This window comes from Allobosea vaviloviae (genome assembly GCF_001298265.1).
GTDB lineage: Bacteria > Pseudomonadota > Alphaproteobacteria > Rhizobiales > Beijerinckiaceae > Allobosea > Allobosea vaviloviae_B.
Genome location: NZ_LGSZ01000078.1, coordinates 126,253 through 145,658, shown reverse-complemented (window position 1 = coordinate 145,658; position 19,406 = coordinate 126,253). Strand labels below are relative to the sequence as shown.

14 protein-coding genes are annotated in these 19,406 nt (G+C 67.6%); 8 read left to right on the top strand and 6 right to left on the bottom strand.

All coding sequences use genetic code 11. The annotated features are described in order from the left end of the window. Positions 1 to 163 precede the first annotated feature (163 nt). The 6 genes from tssK to AE618_RS28970 all read left to right on the top strand — a co-directional run bounded on the left by tssK (position 164) and on the right by AE618_RS28970 (position 10,156). Positions 164 to 1,501 carry a type VI secretion system baseplate subunit TssK gene (tssK, locus tag AE618_RS24730; RefSeq protein ID WP_054211723.1) on the top strand — a complete coding sequence of 446 codons (1,338 nt, stop codon included), beginning with the start codon at positions 164 to 166 and terminating at the stop codon, positions 1,499 to 1,501. Next, entirely contained in the window at positions 1,498 to 2,922 is a 1,425-nt protein-coding gene (gene tssL, locus AE618_RS24725; RefSeq protein WP_054211722.1) for a type VI secretion system protein TssL, long form, read from the top strand. The genes tssK and tssL overlap by 4 nt, the downstream gene beginning before the upstream one ends. A 167-nt stretch (positions 2,923 to 3,089) precedes the next feature. After that, entirely contained in the window at positions 3,090 to 6,698 is a 3,609-nt protein-coding gene (gene tssM, locus AE618_RS24720) for a type VI secretion system membrane subunit TssM (RefSeq protein WP_054211721.1), read from the top strand. Between the two features lie 16 nt (positions 6,699 to 6,714). Further along, the gene (gene tagF / locus AE618_RS24715) at positions 6,715 to 7,410 is read left to right on the top strand and encodes a type VI secretion system-associated protein TagF (protein WP_248311012.1); all 696 of its coding nucleotides are present in this window, start codon (positions 6,715 to 6,717) and stop codon (positions 7,408 to 7,410) included. Further along, positions 7,407 to 8,204, top strand: a complete 798-nt coding sequence (locus AE618_RS24710; RefSeq protein WP_054211719.1) for a PP2C family protein-serine/threonine phosphatase — start codon at positions 7,407 to 7,409, stop codon at positions 8,202 to 8,204. The genes tagF and AE618_RS24710 overlap by 4 nt, the downstream gene beginning before the upstream one ends. After that, positions 8,201 to 10,156 carry a serine/threonine-protein kinase gene (locus AE618_RS28970; RefSeq protein ID WP_054211718.1) on the top strand — a complete coding sequence of 652 codons (1,956 nt, stop codon included), beginning with the start codon at positions 8,201 to 8,203 and terminating at the stop codon, positions 10,154 to 10,156. Before AE618_RS24710 ends, AE618_RS28970 begins: the two co-directional genes overlap by 4 nt. Positions 10,157 to 10,187: 31 nt before the next feature. Here AE618_RS28970 and AE618_RS24700 read toward each other — a convergent pair whose 3' ends face one another. The 6 genes from AE618_RS24700 to AE618_RS24675 form a co-directional block, all read right to left on the bottom strand. Then, positions 10,188 to 10,637 carry a hypothetical protein gene (locus AE618_RS24700; protein WP_054211717.1) on the bottom strand — a complete coding sequence of 150 codons (450 nt, stop codon included), beginning with the start codon at positions 10,635 to 10,637 and terminating at the stop codon, positions 10,188 to 10,190. A gap of 119 nt (positions 10,638 to 10,756) precedes the next feature. Next, the gene (locus tag AE618_RS24695; RefSeq protein ID WP_054211716.1) at positions 10,757 to 11,035 is read right to left on the bottom strand and encodes a hypothetical protein; all 279 of its coding nucleotides are present in this window, start codon (positions 11,033 to 11,035) and stop codon (positions 10,757 to 10,759) included. Positions 11,036 to 11,118: 83 nt separating this feature from the next. Then, a complete protein-coding gene (locus AE618_RS28265) occupies positions 11,119 to 12,777 on the bottom strand; it encodes a transglycosylase SLT domain-containing protein (RefSeq protein WP_054211715.1) in 1,659 nt (552 codons plus the stop codon). Positions 12,778 to 12,903: 126 nt separating this feature from the next. Continuing rightward, positions 12,904 to 14,460 carry a class I SAM-dependent methyltransferase gene (locus tag AE618_RS24685; protein WP_197280880.1) on the bottom strand — a complete coding sequence of 519 codons (1,557 nt, stop codon included), beginning with the start codon at positions 14,458 to 14,460 and terminating at the stop codon, positions 12,904 to 12,906. 143 nt (positions 14,461 to 14,603) lie between these two features. Then, complete coding sequence (locus AE618_RS24680) at positions 14,604 to 15,767, bottom strand: OmpA family protein (RefSeq protein ID WP_248311011.1); 1,164 nt, start codon at positions 15,765 to 15,767, stop codon at positions 14,604 to 14,606. 110 nt (positions 15,768 to 15,877) lie between these two features. Continuing rightward, positions 15,878 to 17,437: a caspase family protein gene (locus AE618_RS24675; protein ID WP_054211713.1), complete on the bottom strand. Its 1,560-nt coding sequence runs from the start codon at positions 17,435 to 17,437 to the stop codon at positions 15,878 to 15,880. A gap of 164 nt (positions 17,438 to 17,601) precedes the next feature. Here AE618_RS24675 and AE618_RS28965 point away from each other — a divergent pair, with 164 nt between their 5' ends. Next, positions 17,602 to 18,888: a DUF4399 domain-containing protein gene (locus tag AE618_RS28965; protein WP_082365554.1), complete on the top strand. Its 1,287-nt coding sequence runs from the start codon at positions 17,602 to 17,604 to the stop codon at positions 18,886 to 18,888. Beyond that, complete coding sequence (locus AE618_RS24665) at positions 18,885 to 19,373, top strand: DUF4399 domain-containing protein (protein ID WP_082365553.1); 489 nt, start codon at positions 18,885 to 18,887, stop codon at positions 19,371 to 19,373. Before AE618_RS28965 ends, AE618_RS24665 begins: the two co-directional genes overlap by 4 nt. Positions 19,374 to 19,406: the final 33 nt, after the last annotated feature.

Genomic DNA, 19,406 nt, shown 5'->3' with positions numbered 1-19,406 from the left:
CAGGCAACGGATTCGATCCTGATCGACTGCATGCAATCGCGCAACGGCGCATCATTCAAGTCAATGACGGCAGGCGCTTTCCAGACGTCTAGCATTCGCTTGGTGACGCTTGTTGGTGACCCGTATAAGGTTGCCCACATGCCCTTGAGTGAGCGAGACCCGGATGTCGTGGTACAGCAAGGTCGTCTGGTCGGAAGGGCTGTTTCTACGGCCGCATCACTTCCAGCAGAACGATCGGTATCTTGAGAACCTGCTGGAAAACCGCGTCCGGCACGTCACCCCTTACCCGTGGGGATTCTCGGTGTTGGAGATCGACCGCGATCTCGCCCAGCAAAGCCGGATAGGCCTGCGCCGCGCCGTCGGCGTGATGCCTGACGGCACGCCCTTCGCCATGCCCGACAACAGCCCGCTGCCGCTGGCGATCGAGGTTCCCGAGAATGCTGCCGGCCAGATCGTCTGGCTCTCGCTGCCGCTCGCCTCGGCCAACACCCGCGAGGTCGAGGATGCTTTGAACGGCAGCGCCAGCCGCTACCTGCCCTCGACCGAGATGCTGATCGATTCGACCGCCTCGCTGCGCATCGAGGAGGAGATCGACATCGCCCATCCGCGCCTGACGCTGGAGCTGCGCAAGACCGCCAAGGCCGGCTATGTCGGCCTGGCGCTCGGCCGCATCCTCGAGGTCCGCGACCGGGCGATTCTGTTCGACGAAAAATTCGCCCCGCCCGTGCTGGTCTGCTCGGCCTATCCGGTCATCGAGGGCTGGCTCGACCGCGTCATCGGCTGGATCGACAACAAGCTGGAGGAGCTTGCCCGCTACGCCGCCGACCCGACGGCGGGCGGCGGCCTGCAGAGCGCCGACTACTTCATGCTGCAGCTCCTCAACCGGCAGATCCCGGTGCTGAAGCATCTGCGCCAGTCGCGCTACGTCCATCCCGAGCGGCTGTTCGTGACCTTCGTCGCGCTGGCCGGCGAACTCGCCACCTTCACCACCGCCGAGCGCCGCGCCCGCGACTATCCGGCCTATGACCATGACGATCTGGAGACCTGCTTTTCACCCGTCGTACGCGACATCCAGGACTTCCTCTCGGCCAATCTCGGCCGCCGCGCCATCCGGCTGGAGATCACCGAGCGCGCGCCCAACGCCTTCATGTCGACGATTCGCGACCGCAGCCTCGTGCGCAACGCGACGCTCGTTCTGGAAGTGGCGGCGCGGCGCCCGCTGACCGAGATCCAGGCGCAGTTCCCGCAGCTCTTCAAGGTCGGCCCCAACACCAAGATGAACGAGATCGTCCATGCCCATCTGCCGGGCATCAGCCTCGTCCATCTGCCGACCCCGCCGCCGCAGATCCGCGCGCTGACCGACCACGTCTATTTCTATCTCGACCGGACCTCGCCGCTCTGGCCGGAATTCTCGACCGCGAGCTCGATCGGCATGCATTTCTCCGGTGACTGGCCCGATCTCGAAATGGAACTCTGGGCCGTGCTCGAGGGCAGGCGATGAGCGAACCCTCCGATCCGTTCGGACGCTCGGACCGGACCATCATCAGGCCGAACCCGGCCGGGCGCCGCGCAACGCCGCCCTCGCGCCCGGCGCCGTCGGCCCCGGCAGCGCCCTCTCCCTATGCCGCGCCGTCCGTACCCTCGCCGGGAGTGCCCGGCACCGGCGACGAATGGCTCTCGACGCCGCAGCCGATGGCGCCACGCCCGCCTCCGCAGCCGGCCCCCTCGGGTGGGCCGATGCCGCGACGCGACCAGCTCCTGACGCCCAACACCAACCCGCTGCTGCGCGCCGCAGGGCCGCTGCTGCTGCTGCTCGGGCGTCTGCGCTCCTCGCTGAGCAGCGCTCCGCCGGCGCAGCTCCTCGGCCAGGTCACCGAGACGATCGAGGCTTTCGAGCATGAGGTCCGCGGCGCCGGTGCCTCGGCCGAGACGACCCGCATCGCGAAATACATCCTCTGCGCGGCGGCCGACGACATCGTCCAGAACATCCCCGGCGAGGACCGGCATGTCTGGACCCAGTACAGCATGCTCTCGAAGTTCTTTGGCGAGCGCGTCGGCGGCGTCCGCTTCTTCGAGGAGCTCGACCGCGCCAAGGCCGACCCCTCGGTCAATTACGACCTGCTCGAGATGATGCATGCCTGCCTGGCGCTGGGCTTCCAGGGCATCCACCGCACCTCGTCGGGCGGTGCCGCCAATCTCCAGATGATCCAGCGCAACCTGTTCGAGACGCTGCGGCGGGTGAAGCAGCCTGACCCCGAACTCTCGCCGCGCTGGCGTGGCCAGGCGGTCGCCTCGCAGATCGCCCGCTTCAAGATCCCGGTCTGGTCGGTCGCGGCGCTCGCAGCCGTCGCCGTGCTGGGGCTCTATTTCGTCTTCCGCTTCCTGCTCTCGGGCAATGCCGAAGCGGCGGCCACCGCGCTGCTGAGCGTCAATCCCAAGGGCGAGATCGGCATCGTGCGAAAGGTCTTCTCGGCCCCGCCGCCGCCGATCCCGCCGCCACCGGTCCCCCCCAAGGTCTGCGGCGCGGTGCAGCCGCCGATCGTTTGCCAGGTCACGCCCAACGTCATCGTGGTCAGGCTCGTCGGCATCACGCTGTTCGAGCCAGGACAGGCCGCCGTGCGCGACGAGTTCAAACCGCTGATCGAGCGCATCGCCAGCGTGCTGGAATCCGAGGGCGGCACGGTCAAGGTGCTCGGCCATACCGACAACGTGCCGATCCGCACGGCGCGCTTTCCGTCCAATCTCCAGCTGTCCCAGGCGCGGGCAAAGGCCGTTGGCGATCTGCTCCAGACGAAGCTGAGCAAGCCCGACCGGATCAGCTTCGAGGGCAAGGGCGCCGATGTTCCCATCGAGCCCAACGCCACCCGCGAGGGGCGCGCCAAGAACCGGCGCGTCGAGATCGTGATCCAGCGTCAGGGCTGATGCATGCTGCACTTTTGCAAAAACGCGGCGTCATCCCGGCCGGAGCGAAGCGGAGAGCCGGGATCCATGCCTGAACCTCAATCGGGCACGTTCCGGAATGGATCCCGGGTCAAGCCCGGGATGACCGCGCGGTTCCTCATGAAATCGGCACCATCCGGGAGGCGCGCATGAACCTCGCGACCTGGCTCAGGATCGGCGCGATCTTTGTCGGAACGCTGGCGCTGTGCCTGCTGATCTGGTTCGGCACGCCGTTCCTGGCCGTGGGCGACGTTAGGCCCTTCGAGTCGATCTGGGTGCGCCTGCCGCTCGTCGCGCTGCTGGCGCTCGGCGGCATCGCTTGGATGGCGGTGATCGTCATCCGTCGCCGCAAGGCCACCGCGGCGCTGAGCGACGCACTCGAAAAGCAGGAGCCGACCGGCGACGGCGCAGCCCTGTCCAGTTCGATGCGCGACGCGCTGGCGACGCTGCGCCGCGCGCGGGGCAAGGACGGCGGCGACTATCTCTACGACCTGCCCTGGTACGTCATCATCGGCCCGCCCGGCGCCGGCAAGACCACGGCGCTGATCAATTCCGGCATGAAGTTCCCCCTCGCGCGGGGGACGACGCCCGAGGCGGTCGCGGGCGTCGGCGGGACCCGCTATTGCGACTGGTGGTTCGCCGAGGAAGCGGTGCTGATCGACACGGCCGGCCGCTACACCACGCAGGACACGGACGTCAAAGCGGAGAAGGCGAGCTGGTTCGCCTTCCTCGACCTGCTCAAGACCAACCGGCCGCGCCAGCCGATCAACGGCGTCATGGTCGCGATCAGCGTCGAGGACCTGTTGACCTCCTCGCCGGAGGAGATCGCCGCCCATGCCGACGCGATCCGCAACCGCCTGCTCGAGCTGAACGAGCGGCTGAAGGTCGATTTCCCGGTCTATGCGGTCTTCACCAAATCGGACCTGATCGCCGGCTTCAACGAGTTCTTCGGCGCGCTTTCGGAGCCGCAGCGCCGCATGGTCTGGGGCCACTCCTTCCAGACCACCGACAAGACCCGCAACATGATTGGCGACGTCGCGCCCGAATACGACGCGCTGATCGAGCGCCTGAACGAGCGCCTGCCCGACCGGCTCCAGGACGAGGCCAACCCGACCGCCCGTGCCCAGATCTTCGGCTTCCCGAGCCAGATGGCGACGCTGAAGCGCTCGGTCGTCGATTTTCTCGACCGCGTCTTCGAGCCGACGCGCTACCACGCCAACGCCACGCTGCGCGGCTTCTACTTCACCTCCGGCACGCAGGAAGGCACGCCGATCGACCAGCTGATCGGCGCGCTCTCGCGCAATTTCGGCAGCGAGCATGCCAGCGCGGGCGCCTATTCCGGGCGCGGCAAGAGCTACTTCCTCACCGACCTGATCCAGAAGGTCATCATCGGCGAGGCCGGTTGGGTCTCGACCGATCTCGGCGCGACACGCCGCACCACGCTATGGCGGGCCGCCGGCTTCGCCACCGTCGCCATCGTCTCGCTGGCGGCGCTCGGCCTGTGGTGGACGAGCTTCTCGCGCAACAGCGACCTCATCACCGCGACCAATTACGGCCTCTCCGACTATCGCAGCAGCGCCGCCCCCGTGCTGCAGGAGACAACGATCTCCGAGCGCAATTTCAGCCGCGTGCTGCCGCTGCTGCACAAGCTGCGCAACCTGCCGGCCGGCTACGCCACGCGCTCCGATCCGACCCCGATCCCCGCCACCTTCGGGCTGAGCCAACGCGACCGGCTCCAGAACGCCGGCGAGATCACCTATCAGCAGGCGCTGGAGCGGATGCTGCGCTCGCGCATCATCTTCCGGCTCGAGGAGCAACTCGAGGCCAACGCCAACAATCCGGGCTTCGTCTATGAGGGCCTCAAGGTCTACATGATGGTCGGCGGCCAGGCGAAGATCGACCGCGACCTGGTCATCTCCTGGATGCGGCTCGACTGGGCCGAGAACCTCTTCCCCGGCGCCGCCAACGCCAAGGGCCGCGAGGCGCTGGAGGAACACCTCGTCGCCATGCTCGATCTCGACGACGGCGCGAGCGAGCCGATCGTCCGGCTCAACCAGTCCCTGATCGAGAACAGCCAGCGCACGCTGCGCCGCCTCAGCATCGCCGAGCGCGCCTATGAATTGCTGCGCACCCAGGCCCGCTCGCAGAGCCAGAAGGACTGGGTCGCGGCGCGGCGCGGCGGCTCCGATGTCAGGCTCGCCTTCGAGGGCGTCGGCGGCGAGGATCTCGACGCGATCCGCGTGCCCTATTTCTACACCTATGACGGCTTCCAGAACGCCTTCGTCGATCGCCTCGGCGACATCGGCGAGCGCATCGAGAAGGAGCGCTGGGTGCTGGGCGAGAACACCGACCAGCAGGCGATCATCGCGCAATACGCCACGCTGTTCCAGGACCTGCTCAAGCTCTACAGCCGCGACTATGTCGCCGCCTGGCAGCGCAGCTTGCGCCGCCTCAAGCTGCGCCCGCTCAATGCCGACAAGCCGCAATATGTCGCGCTCAGCGCCATGGCGGCGCCGACCTCGCCGTTCAAGCAGATCCTGGAATCGGTTCGCGACGAGACGCAGCTCACCAAGGAGCGCCCTTCGGCCCGGAAGCAGGCAGCCGCAGCGGCGACCGACGTGCTGGAAAAGCGCGCCAGCGAGGCACTGAGCCGGCTCGGCACCAACCTTCCCTTGAGCGCGCCCGGCGTCGAGCGCGTGCTCGGCGGCGGTGGCAACGAGGCGCTCGGCGCGAATATCGAGAGCCAGTTCAAACCATACCACGTGCTGGTCGAGGGCGATCTCGGACGCAGGCCGGTCGACCAGCTCCTGCAGATCCTGGCCGAGATCAACCAGAACCTCGCCATCGCCGCGACCAATCCGGCCCAGTCGGCGGCGGCCAATGCGGCGCTGGTGCCGCTGATCGCCTCGCTGCGCGCCAACTCCTCGCGCTATCCGGCGCCCTTCGACGGCATGGTGATCTCCGCCGTCAACGATTTCGAGGGCGACGCCACCGGCGCCACCGTCGCGCTGCTGCGGCAGGCGCTGGGCGACCAGGTCAGCCGCGTCTGCACCGAGATCCTGGCCAACCGCTACCCCTTCGTGAAGGCGAGCGCGCGCGAGGTGCCGCTGGCGGATTTCGCCCGCCTGTTCGCGCCCGGCGGCATCTTGGACAAGTTCTACAAGGAGCGGCTCGAGCCCTATGTCGACTCATCCAAGGCGCAGTGGAACTGGCGCGTCGAGAGCCGCGTCGCCCGTTCGCTGTCGCCGACGACGCTGCGCGAATTCCAGCGCGCCAGCGAGATCAAGGAGGCCTTCTTCCCGACCGGCGGCAACCTGCCCTCCTTCCAGATGATCGTGGTGCCGACCGCGCTCTCGGCCGATGCGGCCAGCGCCAAGCTCGAGATCAACGGCTTCACCGTGGCGAGCCAGCAGGGCGTCAACACGCCGGTGCCGGTGATGTGGCCGGGTGCCGGCATCGGCCGCACGGCCGTGACGCTGACGCTCGGCGGCGCGAGCGGTGGCGGCGCCTTCGGCGGCGGCTTCTTCTCCAGCGGACCGAGCGCCCCCTCGGGAGAGGCCAAGCTGTTCGAGGCCAACGGCGTCTGGTCCTTCTTCCGCATGCTCGATGCCGGCGCGATGCTGAAGCAGGGCGACAATGTCGGCCTGACGCTGTCGGGCGGCGGCCGCCAGGTCGGCTACCAGTTCGGCGTCGGCTCGCTGAAGAATCCGCTGGTCCTGCCCGCCCTGCGGGACATCCGCTGCCCGGCCGGGATCTGAGGCGATGGCGTGCGGATTGTTCGGGAAGCTTCCGGGCAAGCGCGACTTCATCGCGGTGAACGCTCCCGCTGCCTTTCTCAAGGTCTACGAGGCCTGGCTCCAGGGCGGGCTGACCGCGAGCCGGCTGGAGATGGGTGCGGCCTGGCAACAGGCTTTCCTCAATGCGCCGATCTGGCGCTTCTGGATCGGCCAGGCCTTCTGCGGCCAGACGGTCGCGGGCGCCTTCATGCCCTCGGTCGACGGCGTCGGCCGCTATTTCCCGCTGACGGCCTTCGCGGTGGCGGAACCAGGCGGCGCCATCCCCCATCCCGAGCTCGACCCACAGGACGCCTGGTTCGCCGAGATCGAGGATTTCCTGTTGCAGGCGCTCGATGCGGAGGCGAGTTTCGAGGCGGTCACGTTGCGTCTGTCGCAATTGCGCGTGCCCAATGACGCGCTGCTCGCGGCGCCGCCGGCCGATATGGTGCGCCTGTCGGACTGCACCATCGTTACCGCCCGCTCGGCTTCGGGCTTTCCCGAGCGGCTGGCGGCGCTGCGCGTCGAGGACCATGCCCGCGCCTACGCGCATGCGACCTGCTTCTGGACGGTCGGCGGGGATAGTTTCGAGCCGCTCGCTTTGGTCGGCCACGACCTGCCTGACCCCTATCTGTTCAGCGGCCTGCTGACCGGCCGTTTCGATGCGTTCCTCCAACAGGGGCGAGCCGGACCATGAACGACCTCAGCCGGGCGACCGCCCCCTTCGAGACCGGTGCGATCAGCCATGTCGGCCGCGTCCGCAGCGCCAATGAGGACAATCTGGTCGTCCGGCCGGAATTCGGCGTCTGGGCCGTGGCCGACGGCATGGGCGGCCATGAGAATGGCGCTCTGGCGAGCGCGACCGTCGCCGCCGCCATCGAGCGCATCGGCGCGGCCCAGTCGGCTCCCGATCTGCTGGCGCGGCTCGAAGACGGTGTGCTCCAGGCCAATGCCGAGCTGCGCCAGCGCATCAGCGACAATGGCGGCGCGCCGATGGGCTCGACGCTGGCCGTGCTCCTCGTCCATGACAGGCATTTCGCCTGCGTCTGGTCAGGCGACAGCCGAATCTATCTCGTCCGCTCAGGCCAGATCACGCAGATGTCGCGCGACCACACCGAGGTGCAGGACATGGTTGAGCGCGGCGTGCTGACGCCCGACGAAGCGAAGCGCTCGCCGCGCCGCCATGTCATCACCCGCGCCATCGGCGTGCACGACACCCCCGAGCTCGATCTCGACTCCGGCGAGATCGCCGGCGACGATGTCTTCGTGCTGTGCTCGGACGGCTTGACCGAGCATGTCCAGGACGACGAGATCCTGCTTGCTGTCGGCGAGGCCGGCGCCCAAGAGGCCTGCGACGCCCTGCTGGCGCTGACGCTCCAGCGCGGCGCGCGAGACAATGTCACGGTCATCATCGTCCGCTATCATGAGGACGACAGCCGGAGTACGCAGTGGATGCCCAATATGCGCATGCAGGGGAGCGACGCGCCATGAGCGATGCCGATCGCACCGTCTTCGCCCTGCGCGCGGGCGCCGTCTCCGCCGGGACGACGCTGAACGGTATCTATGAGGTCGAGCGCCTGATCGCGGTCGGCGGCATGGGCGAGGTCTACAAGGGCCGCGCCATCCAGACCGGCGACGCCGTCGCGATCAAGATGATCCGCCCGGAGATGGCGCGTGACGAGGCCGCGCTGGCCCTGTTCCGGCGCGAGGCGGCGGCGCTCCACAACCTCTATAACGAGGCGATCGTCCGCTATTACGTCTTCACCATCGACCCGGTGACGCAGTCGCCCTATCTCGCGATGGAGTTCGTCGACGGCCAGCCGCTGTCGGAACGCATCAAGCAGGGCCCGCTCAGCCTCGACGAGGTCGATATCCTGCGCAAGCGCATCGCGCCCGGTCTCCATGCCGCCCATCTGCTAGGGATCGTCCACCGCGACGTCTCGCCTGACAACATCATCCTGCCGGGCGGAAATCTGGCTCGTGCCAAGATCATCGATTTCGGCATCGCCCGCTCCAGCATCCTCGGCGAGGGAACCGTCATCGGCTCGGGCTTCGCCGGCCAATACAATTATGTCTCGCCCGAGCAGCTCGGCCTCTATGGCGGCGACGTCACCGGCCGCTCCGACATGTACTCCTTCGGGCTGGTGCTTGCCGAGGCGCTCGCCGGCAAGCCGCTCGACATGGGCGGCACCCAGGTCCAGATCCTCGACAAGCGCCGCCGCGTGCCGGATCTCTCGGCCGTCGATGCCCGCATCAAGCCTCTGCTGACCAGGATGCTCGCGGCCGACCCCGCCGATCGCCTCTCAGACATGTCCGAGGTCGCGGGCTGGGAGCCCAAGACCGCCTTCAACCGCAAGCCGAAAGCGGCCGCCGCAGCCGGCCAGACGAAGAGCGGCTCGCCCGTCCGGCTCGTGGCGGGCATCGCCGCCGCGCTGGTCCTCGCAGGCGGAGGATTTTATCTCTGGACCGTCCTGAACCCGCAAGGCGGCCGCATCGCCCCGATCGAGGAGCCGCCTTCGCTCGTCGACGACTCACCCACGCCCCCGCCGGTCGCGCCACCCGTCACGCCACCCGCAGCCCCGCCAGCCGTGCCGCAGCTGACGCCTCCGGCAACACCGCCCGTCACGCCTCCGGCGACCCCGCCTGTCGCACCGCCGGCGACTCCTCCCGTGGCGCCTCCCATCACGCCTCCGGTGGTGCCCTCCGTCACGCCGCCGGTCATTCCGCCGGCGGCGCCTCCTGTGGCACCTCCCGTCACGCCTCCTGTGGCACCACCCGTCGCTCCGCCGCTCACGCCGCCGCAGCCGACGGAACAGCCCCCGGCTTCGCCGGCCGAGCGCATCCAGCGCTACATCACCAATTATGACGGCGGCCCCTGCTTCTTCCTCTGGCCAACGGAATTGACCGAAAGACGCGCCGTGCTCGAAGGCTTCGGCAACGCGACCGAGCCTTTCGTCGCCTTCGACACCGCCTTCAAGAGCGCGCACGGCTTCGAGGCCCAGATCCATCTGCGCCCGGTCACCGCCGCGCAATGCCCGATGGCGGATTTCCTGCGCCAGCTCGGCGACAACGTCGACCGCACGCCGCGGCTGCAGATCAACGCCTTCAACATGAAGAGCGGGGATATCCTGAGCGGCACGGTGGAGAACGACGGCGGCCGCAATGTCGCGGTCGTGCTGATCGGCGACGACGGCCTGGTCTATAATCTGGCGAGCTATCTCAGACGCGACGGGCGCCGGTCGAGCTTCAACCTCAAGCTCGAATCGGCGGGTGGCGGCACGCGCCCGCAGACGGTCCTGACCTTTGTCAGCCAGGCGCCACTGCCGGCGCTGTCAGGCCCCAACCCGACGCCCTCGAGCGACTTCTTCGCCAGCCTGAAGCAGGATGTCGCACGGCTGGGCGGCAAGCTCGGCATCGGCGTGAGGTATTTCCGGATCGACTGAAGTCCGCATCCGCAGACGGGCGGGCCGGACTTCAGGCCGCCTGGCTCGCCCGCCTGGCCATCGCCAGAATGCGTTTTGGAAATCCCGGAAAATACCGCATTTCATGCACGGGAACGCCATGGAGGGCCATCAAGGAGATATGCAGCAAATACATGCTGTAGTAGATTCGCTTGCTCGCAAAGTCGGAGTCGTATCTGTCCATGCGACCGTCGCAGATGAAGCTGAAACCACTGTATTTCTGATCTTCCTGAAATAGCAAAATCTGCGCTTTTGTCTTGGGGCCGATGATCCCATCGGTCGCCAGCGGCTTGCCGCGATCGCCCGCATTCGACTTCACCAACGCGGTCTCGGGGTGCTGGAGCCAGAGGTTGAGCATGTATTGCACCAGCGTCACGTCATCGATGTTGTTGGCCCTGCCAGGGCCGACGCCCAAGCTGACGCCGAGATGAACCGAGTCTCTGCCCTTGATGACTTTGACCATGATGTTCTCCACACCCGGGGGAAGCGGACAATCGTCCCCGCCGTTGTCCCCAGGTGTAGAGATGCGAGCAGTTGGCGGCTGTTCCCGGTGGAACAGTCCGTCGCGAGGGCTCGGGCGCTTCAGTCTTCGCGGTAGAGGACACCCCATTCGTCCTGCCACAGGCCTGCCCCATCTTCGACGACGATCGGTGCCTGGATTTCGTTGGCGAGCCGGACCGCCGAGCGGAAGGCCTCTTTCGGCTCCATCTCGTCGCTGACGAAGTCGTTGACCAGATGGCCGCCGGCCAACTCCGCCGGGCAAGCGATACGGCCGAGCGTTTCGCCGTCCCGCTGGATCAGCGTCAATGTGATCGCATCGGCCTGGGCCTCGTCGACCTGCTCGAAACGGTTGGCTGCCATCGCCTGTCTCTCCCCTGTTGATCCTGGGCCCGCGGCCATCGCCGAAGGCATCCTTTGCTGCAAAAAATGCCCGTCCGCCCCGATCACTTCTTGACGGGCGGCCGGGCGCTGGCCTGTGCCGCGCCCGGCCGTACCGTGCTGTAGCGGTCGAGGCGGATCTTGATCATGTCGTTGAACTTCTTGTGAACCTCGGAAACCGAGAGCGTCTTGGTCTCGCCCCCGGCCTCGGCATAGAAGATCGGCCGGTTGGCTTGCGCCGGGCGCGGCAGCAGATCGGCCGCCTTGATGTCGGGCTTCTCCTCCATCGTCTCGATGAAGGTCTGGGCCGCATCGGGCCCAAGGAAGTGGATCAGGTAGATCTCGCCGCCGGTCAAATGGCGCCCCATCGCCTTCTCCAGCCGCAGCGTGTCGCGCTTCAGCATTTCGCCGGCGAGCAGGGCCGAGAGATAAGGCTCGCGCCTGAGGTCGAGGATGCGTTGCCGCTCGGCCGCATCCGAGATGAAGAACTGTCGGCCATTGCGCCCGATCAGCTTCGTTTCCGCCGCCAGCCCGTGCTTGACGCCGAACTCGCTGACGACGCCGAGCCAGGTCTGCTCGATGAACTGGTACAGCCCGGTCGCCGACGAGGTCTTGGCCTGGACCGAGGTCGAGAACGAGGACTCCTTGTCGGCGACTGCCATCAACAGCGTCGGATCGGCGCCGACGACCTTTCCGGCCCGCACGATCGTGTCGACGAGGTGGCGGCGGATCTTGATCGGCCCGAAGGTCAGCAATTGTTCGGGATCGCCGCTGCTGGTGATCGGCGCCTTCGGAACCTGCGACCTCGGCCCCGGCAGGGCTTGCCCCGGCGACAGCTTCGGCGGCACCAGCAGGATGTTCGACGGCGGCAGCGCCAGCGGCACGACAGGGACATCCTGAACGGCTCCCGCCTGTTCCTTGATCGCCGCCAACGTCGGATCGTTGTTCAGAGCGAACTCCGTCGCCTGCCGCGCCGCCTCCAGATCGCTTTCGACCGAGGACAGGATCAGCGACGGGCGCGCCGCGTTCTGGAGCGCGGGCGCGGCCAGGATCGCGACCATCTCCGGGTCCGGCGGGGTCTCCTCCTGCTTCAGCTTGGCCATCGCGATGCCGAGCACGGCCGCGACCACGCAAACGGTGCCAGCGGCAAGCCCGATCAGCATCAACCGCCCGGAGCCCTGCCGCGCGCCGGGAGGCGCCTGCCCGAAGCTGGAGGGCGGCGGCTTTGCTTCGGTCGCCCTTCCCTTGGCGGGTTCCGCTTCCGGTTTCGCCCGTTCCGGTGCCTTGGCCACGACCGGCACGGCAGGCACGGCCTTCTCGCCCGCGACGAGCCGGCGCAGTGTCTCGAACCAGCCAAGGCCCTGGCTCTCGAGAGCCACGAGATCATCGACCAGCCGGCGCGCCGTGATGCCCGGCACCCTGGCCTCGCGCTCGATCAGGCCGGTGGCCGCCTTGGCGCCCTGCTCCGAGATCAGCTTGAGCGCGAAGAACCAGAGCTGCAGGGGCGTGCGGCGGTTGTCGAGCGGCGTGCCGGCGCCAGGCTGGATCATGTAGTTGCAGTGGCCGCAGGAGAAGGCGCGCAGCTTGGGGCGGGGCTCGAAGGTCGAGGGCCGGCTGCAGGCCGGGCAGGTCATGCCGCTGCCGCCATGGCGCGCCCGCATCAGCGCGTTGAGGCAGGCCTCTTCCGGAAACACGGCCTGGAACTGCTTGAAGCGTTCGCTCATCGGCCATCACCCAGCAGGCCGGCGTCGCCGGTTGTGCCGACGCCTCCGCGACACGGCATCGCCATCGCATACCGCAGCGTCAGGATACGCCCCTGGGATGGCTGGCACAATCTGGAGCCCTACCCGTCAAGCATGGAGCAGGCCGAGCCGCGCCACATCCTTCAGATGCATCGCGACCTCCTCCGCCGTGGCGCACCTGGGCAGGTTTCCGACATCGGCGCCCGAGCCATGGGCCTCGTCGAGGAAGGCGTTGAGATCGGCCAACAGCATCTCCGGTGTGCGCGATCCGTCGAGCAGACAGACGAATTTGCGCACGATGACGCCATCCAGCGCCACCATGCGATGGCGCAGATCGGTGACCTCGCGCGTCGTTGTCGCCTGCCAGCGCGCCACTTCGCTCGCCCTGGGTCGCTCGGCGACGACCGTCGTCAAGGGCGGCGCCTCCAGCGTGATGTCGAGCAGGCCCGCCTTGAAGATCGCGATCAGCGCCTCGTCGAGACGCTCGATCTGCGACGCGACATCGGGGCCGAGTTCCTCGCCGACATCGGCGACCGCGCGCGCGACGAGCTCGTCGAAGGCGATGCTGGCCGGCCAGGCCGCGCTGAGCTGGCGCAGGGCCGACTTGCACAGATGCAGATCGACCGACAGCCGCACGCCCTGGTCGAACTCAAAACGGTCGACGCCCGGCTTCTGCTCTTCGCCGTCCTTCTCCTTCACCAGCTCGGCATGAGCGGCGATATGATAGGGCTTGAGCGCGCCGGGCTTGATGCCGCGCCGCAGCGAAACCTCCGAGCGGCAGAGCAGCGTCTCGCGGAAGGCGCGCCCGATCAGCAGGTCGAGCGACTGTTCCCGGTGTGCCGCATCCTCGATCGGAATCTCCGCCAGCATCGCCTGGGCCGGCCCCTTGGCCGCGCCATACATGTTGGGGAAGGAAGCCTCCGCCAGAAACTGCAGGCCATGGCGCTCGGCCTGGCCGAGCACCTCGTGCAGGGCGAAGGGCCTCGCGCCCGGATTGAGATCGTCGTGATAGAGCACGTTGTCGGGGAGATCGGTGAGCTGCTCGAGCCGCTGCCGCAGCGCAGCGCCATGGAAGCTGGAGGCATCGCTGGCCTCGGCAAAGGCCTTCAGCGAGGCACGCGCCACGCGCACGCGTTCCACCGGGTCCGAAATGTCGCGTGTCGCATAGAGCATGACGTCGCGTGACAGGTCGCGCAGGCGGCAGCCGGGCAGCGCATTGTAGCTGACATAGGCCAGACCCTGCGGGGCGAGCAGTTCGCCGAAGAGCGCGATGATCTTCTCGCGCACGACATCCGGCACCCAGGAATAGACGCCATGGACCAGGATATAGTCGAACTGGCCGAGTTCGGCCGTGACATCCATGATGTCGCGGTGGTTGAAGATCAGGTTCCCGAGCCCGATCTCGTCGGCGGCGATCCGGGCATGAGCGATCGCGCTGCCGCTCAGATCGATGCCGACAAACCGGCTGTCGGGATATTGCGCCGCCATCGGGATCAGATTGCCGCCGCGTCCGCAGCCCAGCTCGAGCACGCGCATGGCCGATGGACGCGCGGCCTCCATGCCGTGGAAATGCGCGATCGTCGAAAGCTTGGCCGGATGCGTCTGCGAGAAGGAATGCCCGGGATAGGCGACGGCATCATAGGGATTGGTGGCCGTGTCGTTCATCGTCGTCGCCTCGTCGCCTCGTCGCCCGCGCCATCGCATCGGCACCATCCGAGCGCGACATCGGCCGCCGCGCTTCCTTCATTTGAAGGACCGCCAGCCTGAGGGCACCGCATCAGCGTCGAAAAGGACGGGGACGGCCTCGCTCAGCAGCCGACGACCTTGAATTCGACGCGGCGGTCCAGCGCGTCGCTGGCGTCGTCCTTGCCGGTGCCGACGAGGTTTTCCTTGAAGCCCCGGCCGGTGGCGATCATCCGGCTGCGCCCGTCCGGCATGCCGGTCGTCAGCAGATCCATGATGAACTGCGCCCGCATGACCGACAGGCGCTCGTTCAGATGCGGCATGCCGGTGCGCGAGGTATGGCCGACGATCTCGAGGCAGGCGCCCTTCTGCCGCACACGTGTCGCGATCTGGCTGAGCCACATCGGATAGGGCTCGGTCGTCTGCGGATTGTCGATGAACTGCGTCGTACCGGGCCGGAACAGCAGCTTGACCATGAGTTGGTCGGTGCTCAGCCCGTAGTCGACCATGTCGCCGAAGGCCTCGACGGAGTCGTCACGCCGCCCAAGCTTCGCATTCGCGAGATAGGTGCCGATGCGGACGCGGTGCTGGTCCCCGCCGGGCAGCCGCCGGGCCGTCCGGTAGAACGCCAGGGCTTCGCGAAAACGCTGTGACTCATATTCGACGATGGCGTCGTTGATCAGCGCGTTCGCGGTCAAGCGGTCGACATAGGCCGGATCGATCGTACCGCCGAGCGGCGTGCCCTGGCAGGTCTTCACATAGGCGTCGGTCGCCTGGTCCTTGGCCCAGACCGGCGAGTCCCGATAGTACTGCGTCGGGGTGACATCGACATTGTCGAGCGTCGAGCGCGCCACGCCCTTCGAGACGACTGTGCGGGATTTGAGATCGGCAAGCGTCAGGCAGATCCGATAGGCGTCGCGCGGGCCGTCGCCGCCCTGGTTGGTGATCGCCGTCAGCGTGCCGACCAGCACGACTGGATCGCGCGCCAGCACCTCGGCGCTGAAGGGCTGCACGACGAAGCGCGGATAGGCGGCCTGGACCATCTCGGTCAGCGTCTTCTGCATCGCGCGCGTCGCGGCCGACTGTGCGCCGGACGCACCGTCGATCAGCGGATCGATCACCAGCTCGACCCGGTCCCCGCGGAGATTGGCCTTGCCGAAGAGATCGCTCGCGGCCCGCTGCAGGGCTTCCGCATAGGGCACGGGCGTCGGCGGTACGGGCTGCGCCTGCGCACCTCCGGAGCTGGCGATCACGATCAGGGCGATCGCCCCAAGGACAATCCCTGTCACGGACGTCCGGGCATCGCGGAGGCGGATCATCGACCACATGGTTCGTCTGCCAGTCGGTTCAGCGGGCGTGGCCGGACGAGCCGGCAAGTCAGTTCGCGACGGTCGCAGGCTCAGCGGCACAGCTGCAACTGCTCCTTCGCCTGAGGCGTCAATTCGCCGAGCTGCGCCCGCAGCAGAATCTCGCTGCAGGTCGCCGCGCTCGGCGCCCTCGGATTCTGCGTCCGCGCCGTCTGAGGCCGTGGCGCGGCAGCCGGCGGAGCGACGACGGCAGGCACGCCGGCCGGGCGATCGGTCAGGGAGCGCTCAGCGGGTGGCGGCGGCGCATTCAGCGAAAGGCTCGGCTGGACGGCAAGGCCCGACATCGTCAGCGTGCCCATGCGTGCCGCCATCGCCTGCTCCAGCAAAGCGCGCTCATCGGCGAGACGGCGCTTCTCGGTCTCGAGCGAGGCCAGCTCGCGTTCGCGCCGCGCGACCTCCTGCGCCAGGCGCTCGCGCTCGGCCTTGTCCCGAACCGCGCCTGCGGCGACATCGGCGGGCCTGACAGTGCCGACTGCCGGCGCCTGCGGCCGCGTCGCAGCGTTGGGCTGGGCCACCGTCGGCGCGGCCGAGGCGGGCTCGCTCTGGCGCCGGGCCAGATCGGTCGCGGCCTGCTGACGGATCGTCTCGGCGCGCTCGACCCGCTCCAGCAGCGCCTTCTCGCGTTCGGCGAATTCGCGTGCCAGCAGATCACGTTCCCTAATCTCCGTCGCGCGGCGCTCGATCAGATCCAGCCGCGTGCGGGCATCGACGGCGAAGAAGCTGGCCGGATAGCGCTGGACGAAATCCCTGTAGGCTTCGGGGTCGTCGCTCGCCCGGATGCGCCGCCAGACGTCGCTGTCGGTTTCCTCCCGGTTGAGATAGAAATCACCGAGCAGCGACAGCGACAATTCCGGGGTCTGGCGCCCACCGGTCGCGTCATAGACGCTCTTCTGGACACGCCGGAACATCGTCGCGACCTCGAGCCCGGGCTGTTCGATCTCGCGCACCAGCGCGGCTGTGAAGGGGCTGTTACGGCCGATGCCGTCCGCGGCGACGTCGTTCGCCTGCGTGGCATAGGCGATCACCATGCCTTGCGCGCGGGCCACGGGGGCGAGGCCGCTGCCGACCGCGAAGCCACGCGTCGCCTGGCGCTTGGCAAGCTGGCTCACAAACGGATTGTTGCGGCAGGCGTCGAGCACCATGATCTTGACGCCCTTGGAGAAGTTCAGGGCGGTCAGGACGTCGTTCAACCGCGTCGTCTCGTACTGGACGCTGATCTCGTCCTCGACCCGGGCCTCGACCGGCACGAGATAGTTCTCGCCGTTGAACTGGAAGCCGTGCCCGGCATAGTAGAACATCACCGCATCGGCATCCTGAGCCAGGCGGGCAAACCGCGTCACCGCCTGGTCCATGCCGCGCTTGTCGAGATTGACGCCGTCGACCACCTCGAAGCCGACCTTCCGCAGCGAGGCGGCCATGTCGCGCGCGTCGTTGACGGTGTTGGGGAGAACGGGGGCATTGCTGTAGCTGGAATTGCCGATCACGAGCGCGACGCGCCGCTCCGATGCCATCGCCGGCAAGGCTATCACCGGCAAGCCTAGCAACAGCATCGCGACACCGATCAGCGCATAAAATCTGGCGACGAGGATCATGAGGCCCTTCCTTACGGAAACGTACCGTAGCACCTTGCGAAAAGCCAGACCGAACAAGCTGTTCCGCAAGGGACAGGCAGCAGCGCAGGCCCGGTTATCGGCTTGCCCCTAAGGCACTGCGCTGGTAGCTTTCGGCCTACCGGGACACGGAAAGGGACAAGCCGATGCAAAAAATTCGGCTCTGGCTCGTATCGGCCGCTGTGGCGCTGGGTCTCGCGGCTCCTGTCGGCATCGTGGTGGGCCCGGCCTTCGCCCAGGAACGCGGGAGGCCGCGCAGCCCGGCCCCCGCCAATGTGAAGCTTGGCTTCATCGACCTGCCCGACAATGCCCGCGTACCGGGCAAACTGATGATCCGCTTCTCGCTGACGGGCATGGACGTCGCTCCCGCCGGCCCGCCGCAGCGCAATGCCGGCCACCACCATCTCCTGATCGACACCGAACTGCCGCCGCTCGACCAGCCGATTCCGAGCGATTTCAACCATGTCCATTTCGGCGGCGGCCAGACCGAGGCCGAGATCGCCCTCACCCCCGGCAAGCATACGCTGCAACTCCTGTTCGCCGATCACGACCACGTGCCGCACAACCCGCCGGTGATGTCGCAGAAGATCACCGTCGAGGTCACCGCCGAGGCTGATGAAAAGCCGCGCACCGCAGCAGCCCCCGGGGCCAAGGTGTTCTTCGTCGATCTTGCGGACGGCGCGACGATCCCGACCCGCTCGCGCATCCGTTTCGGAGCCGAGGGCATCGCGCTGACGCCGGCCGGGACGAAGAGCGACAATGGCGGCCATCACCATCTGCTCGTCGATACCGAGCTGCCGCCGCTGGACCGCGAAATTCCCAGCGACTTCAACCACCTGCATTTTGGCCGCGCGCAGACGGAAGCCGAACTGACGCTGCCGCCGGGCGAGCACACGCTGCAATTGCTGCTGGGCGACCACGACCATGTCCCGCATGATCCTCCACTGATGTCGCCGCGCATCCGCGTTCGCGTGGTCGAGGGCGGCCAGGTCGCCTCCGCCGTTCAGCCCGCTGCACCTGCCGCCCCCCCGGCGAGCGGCGCGCCCGCGCTGACGCCGGCCCCCAACGACGCGGTGGTGTATTTCATCTATCCGCGCAATGGCGAGGCGATCTTCCCGAACTCGACCATCCGCTTCGGCCTGCGCAACATGGGCGTGGCTCCAGCCGGAATCGCCAAGCCGAACACCGGCCACCACCACCTGATCATCGACGCACCGACCCCGCCGCTCGACCAGGCCATCCCCGCCGATCTCAACCACATCCATCTCGGCAACGGCCAGACCGAGCGGAAAGTCACGCTGCCGATGGGCGAGCACACGCTCCAGCTCATCCTCGCGGACGAGAACCACATCCCGCATGATCCACCGGTCATGTCGGAGCGCATCACGGTGCTGGTCGCGCCGAATGGCAGGAAACCGGCGAGGCGTCGATGAAACACGACACCCTGATCGCGACCCAACCCACCCCGCCGCGCATCGCGTCGCAGCGCCTGTGGCGCGCCATCGCCCTGCTCGCCGCGGCATGGGCGCTGCCGGCCGGCACCGCCTGGGCCCAGTCCCCCGCGCGCCAATCGGCTCCCAAGGGCGCGCAGGTCTATTTCCATTACCCGCTCGACGGGTTGCGCGTGCCGGAGCGCTTCACAGTCCGCATCGGTCTGAAGGAAATGGGCGTCGCGCCGGCCGGAATCGACAAGGCGCTGACCGGGCACCATCACCTTCTGATCGACACCGATCCCGGTCCGCCCGACCAGCCGATCCCGTCCGACTACAATAACATCCATCTCGGCAACGGCCAGACCGAGGTGGTGGTGACACTGCCCAAGGGCACGCACACCTTGCAGCTGCTTCTCGGCGATTACACGCATACACCGCATAGTCCCCCGGTGATGTCGCGCAAGATTACCGTGTATGTTCGGTGAGATGATGCTGGTCGCTGGAGGGACCCCGGTTGG

Coding starts and splice junctions, on each gene's coding strand:
- tssK (WP_054211723.1), top strand. CDS start 164: ATGTCGTGGTACAGCAAGGTCGTCTGGTCGGAAGGGCTGTTTCTACGG.
- tssL (WP_054211722.1), top strand. CDS start 1,498: ATGAGCGAACCCTCCGATCCGTTCGGACGCTCGGACCGGACCATCATC.
- tssM (WP_054211721.1), top strand. CDS start 3,090: ATGAACCTCGCGACCTGGCTCAGGATCGGCGCGATCTTTGTCGGAACG.
- AE618_RS24710 (WP_054211719.1), top strand. CDS start 7,407: ATGAACGACCTCAGCCGGGCGACCGCCCCCTTCGAGACCGGTGCGATC.
- AE618_RS28970 (WP_054211718.1), top strand. CDS start 8,201: ATGAGCGATGCCGATCGCACCGTCTTCGCCCTGCGCGCGGGCGCCGTC.
- AE618_RS24700 (WP_054211717.1), bottom strand. CDS start 10,637: ATGGTCAAAGTCATCAAGGGCAGAGACTCGGTTCATCTCGGCGTCAGC.
- AE618_RS24695 (WP_054211716.1), bottom strand. CDS start 11,035: ATGGCAGCCAACCGTTTCGAGCAGGTCGACGAGGCCCAGGCCGATGCG.
- AE618_RS28265 (WP_054211715.1), bottom strand. CDS start 12,777: ATGAGCGAACGCTTCAAGCAGTTCCAGGCCGTGTTTCCGGAAGAGGCC.
- AE618_RS24685 (WP_197280880.1), bottom strand. CDS start 14,460: ATGAACGACACGGCCACCAATCCCTATGATGCCGTCGCCTATCCCGGG.
- AE618_RS24675 (WP_054211713.1), bottom strand. CDS start 17,437: ATGATCCTCGTCGCCAGATTTTATGCGCTGATCGGTGTCGCGATGCTG.
- AE618_RS28965 (WP_082365554.1), top strand. CDS start 17,602: ATGCAAAAAATTCGGCTCTGGCTCGTATCGGCCGCTGTGGCGCTGGGT.
- AE618_RS24665 (WP_082365553.1), top strand. CDS start 18,885: ATGAAACACGACACCCTGATCGCGACCCAACCCACCCCGCCGCGCATC.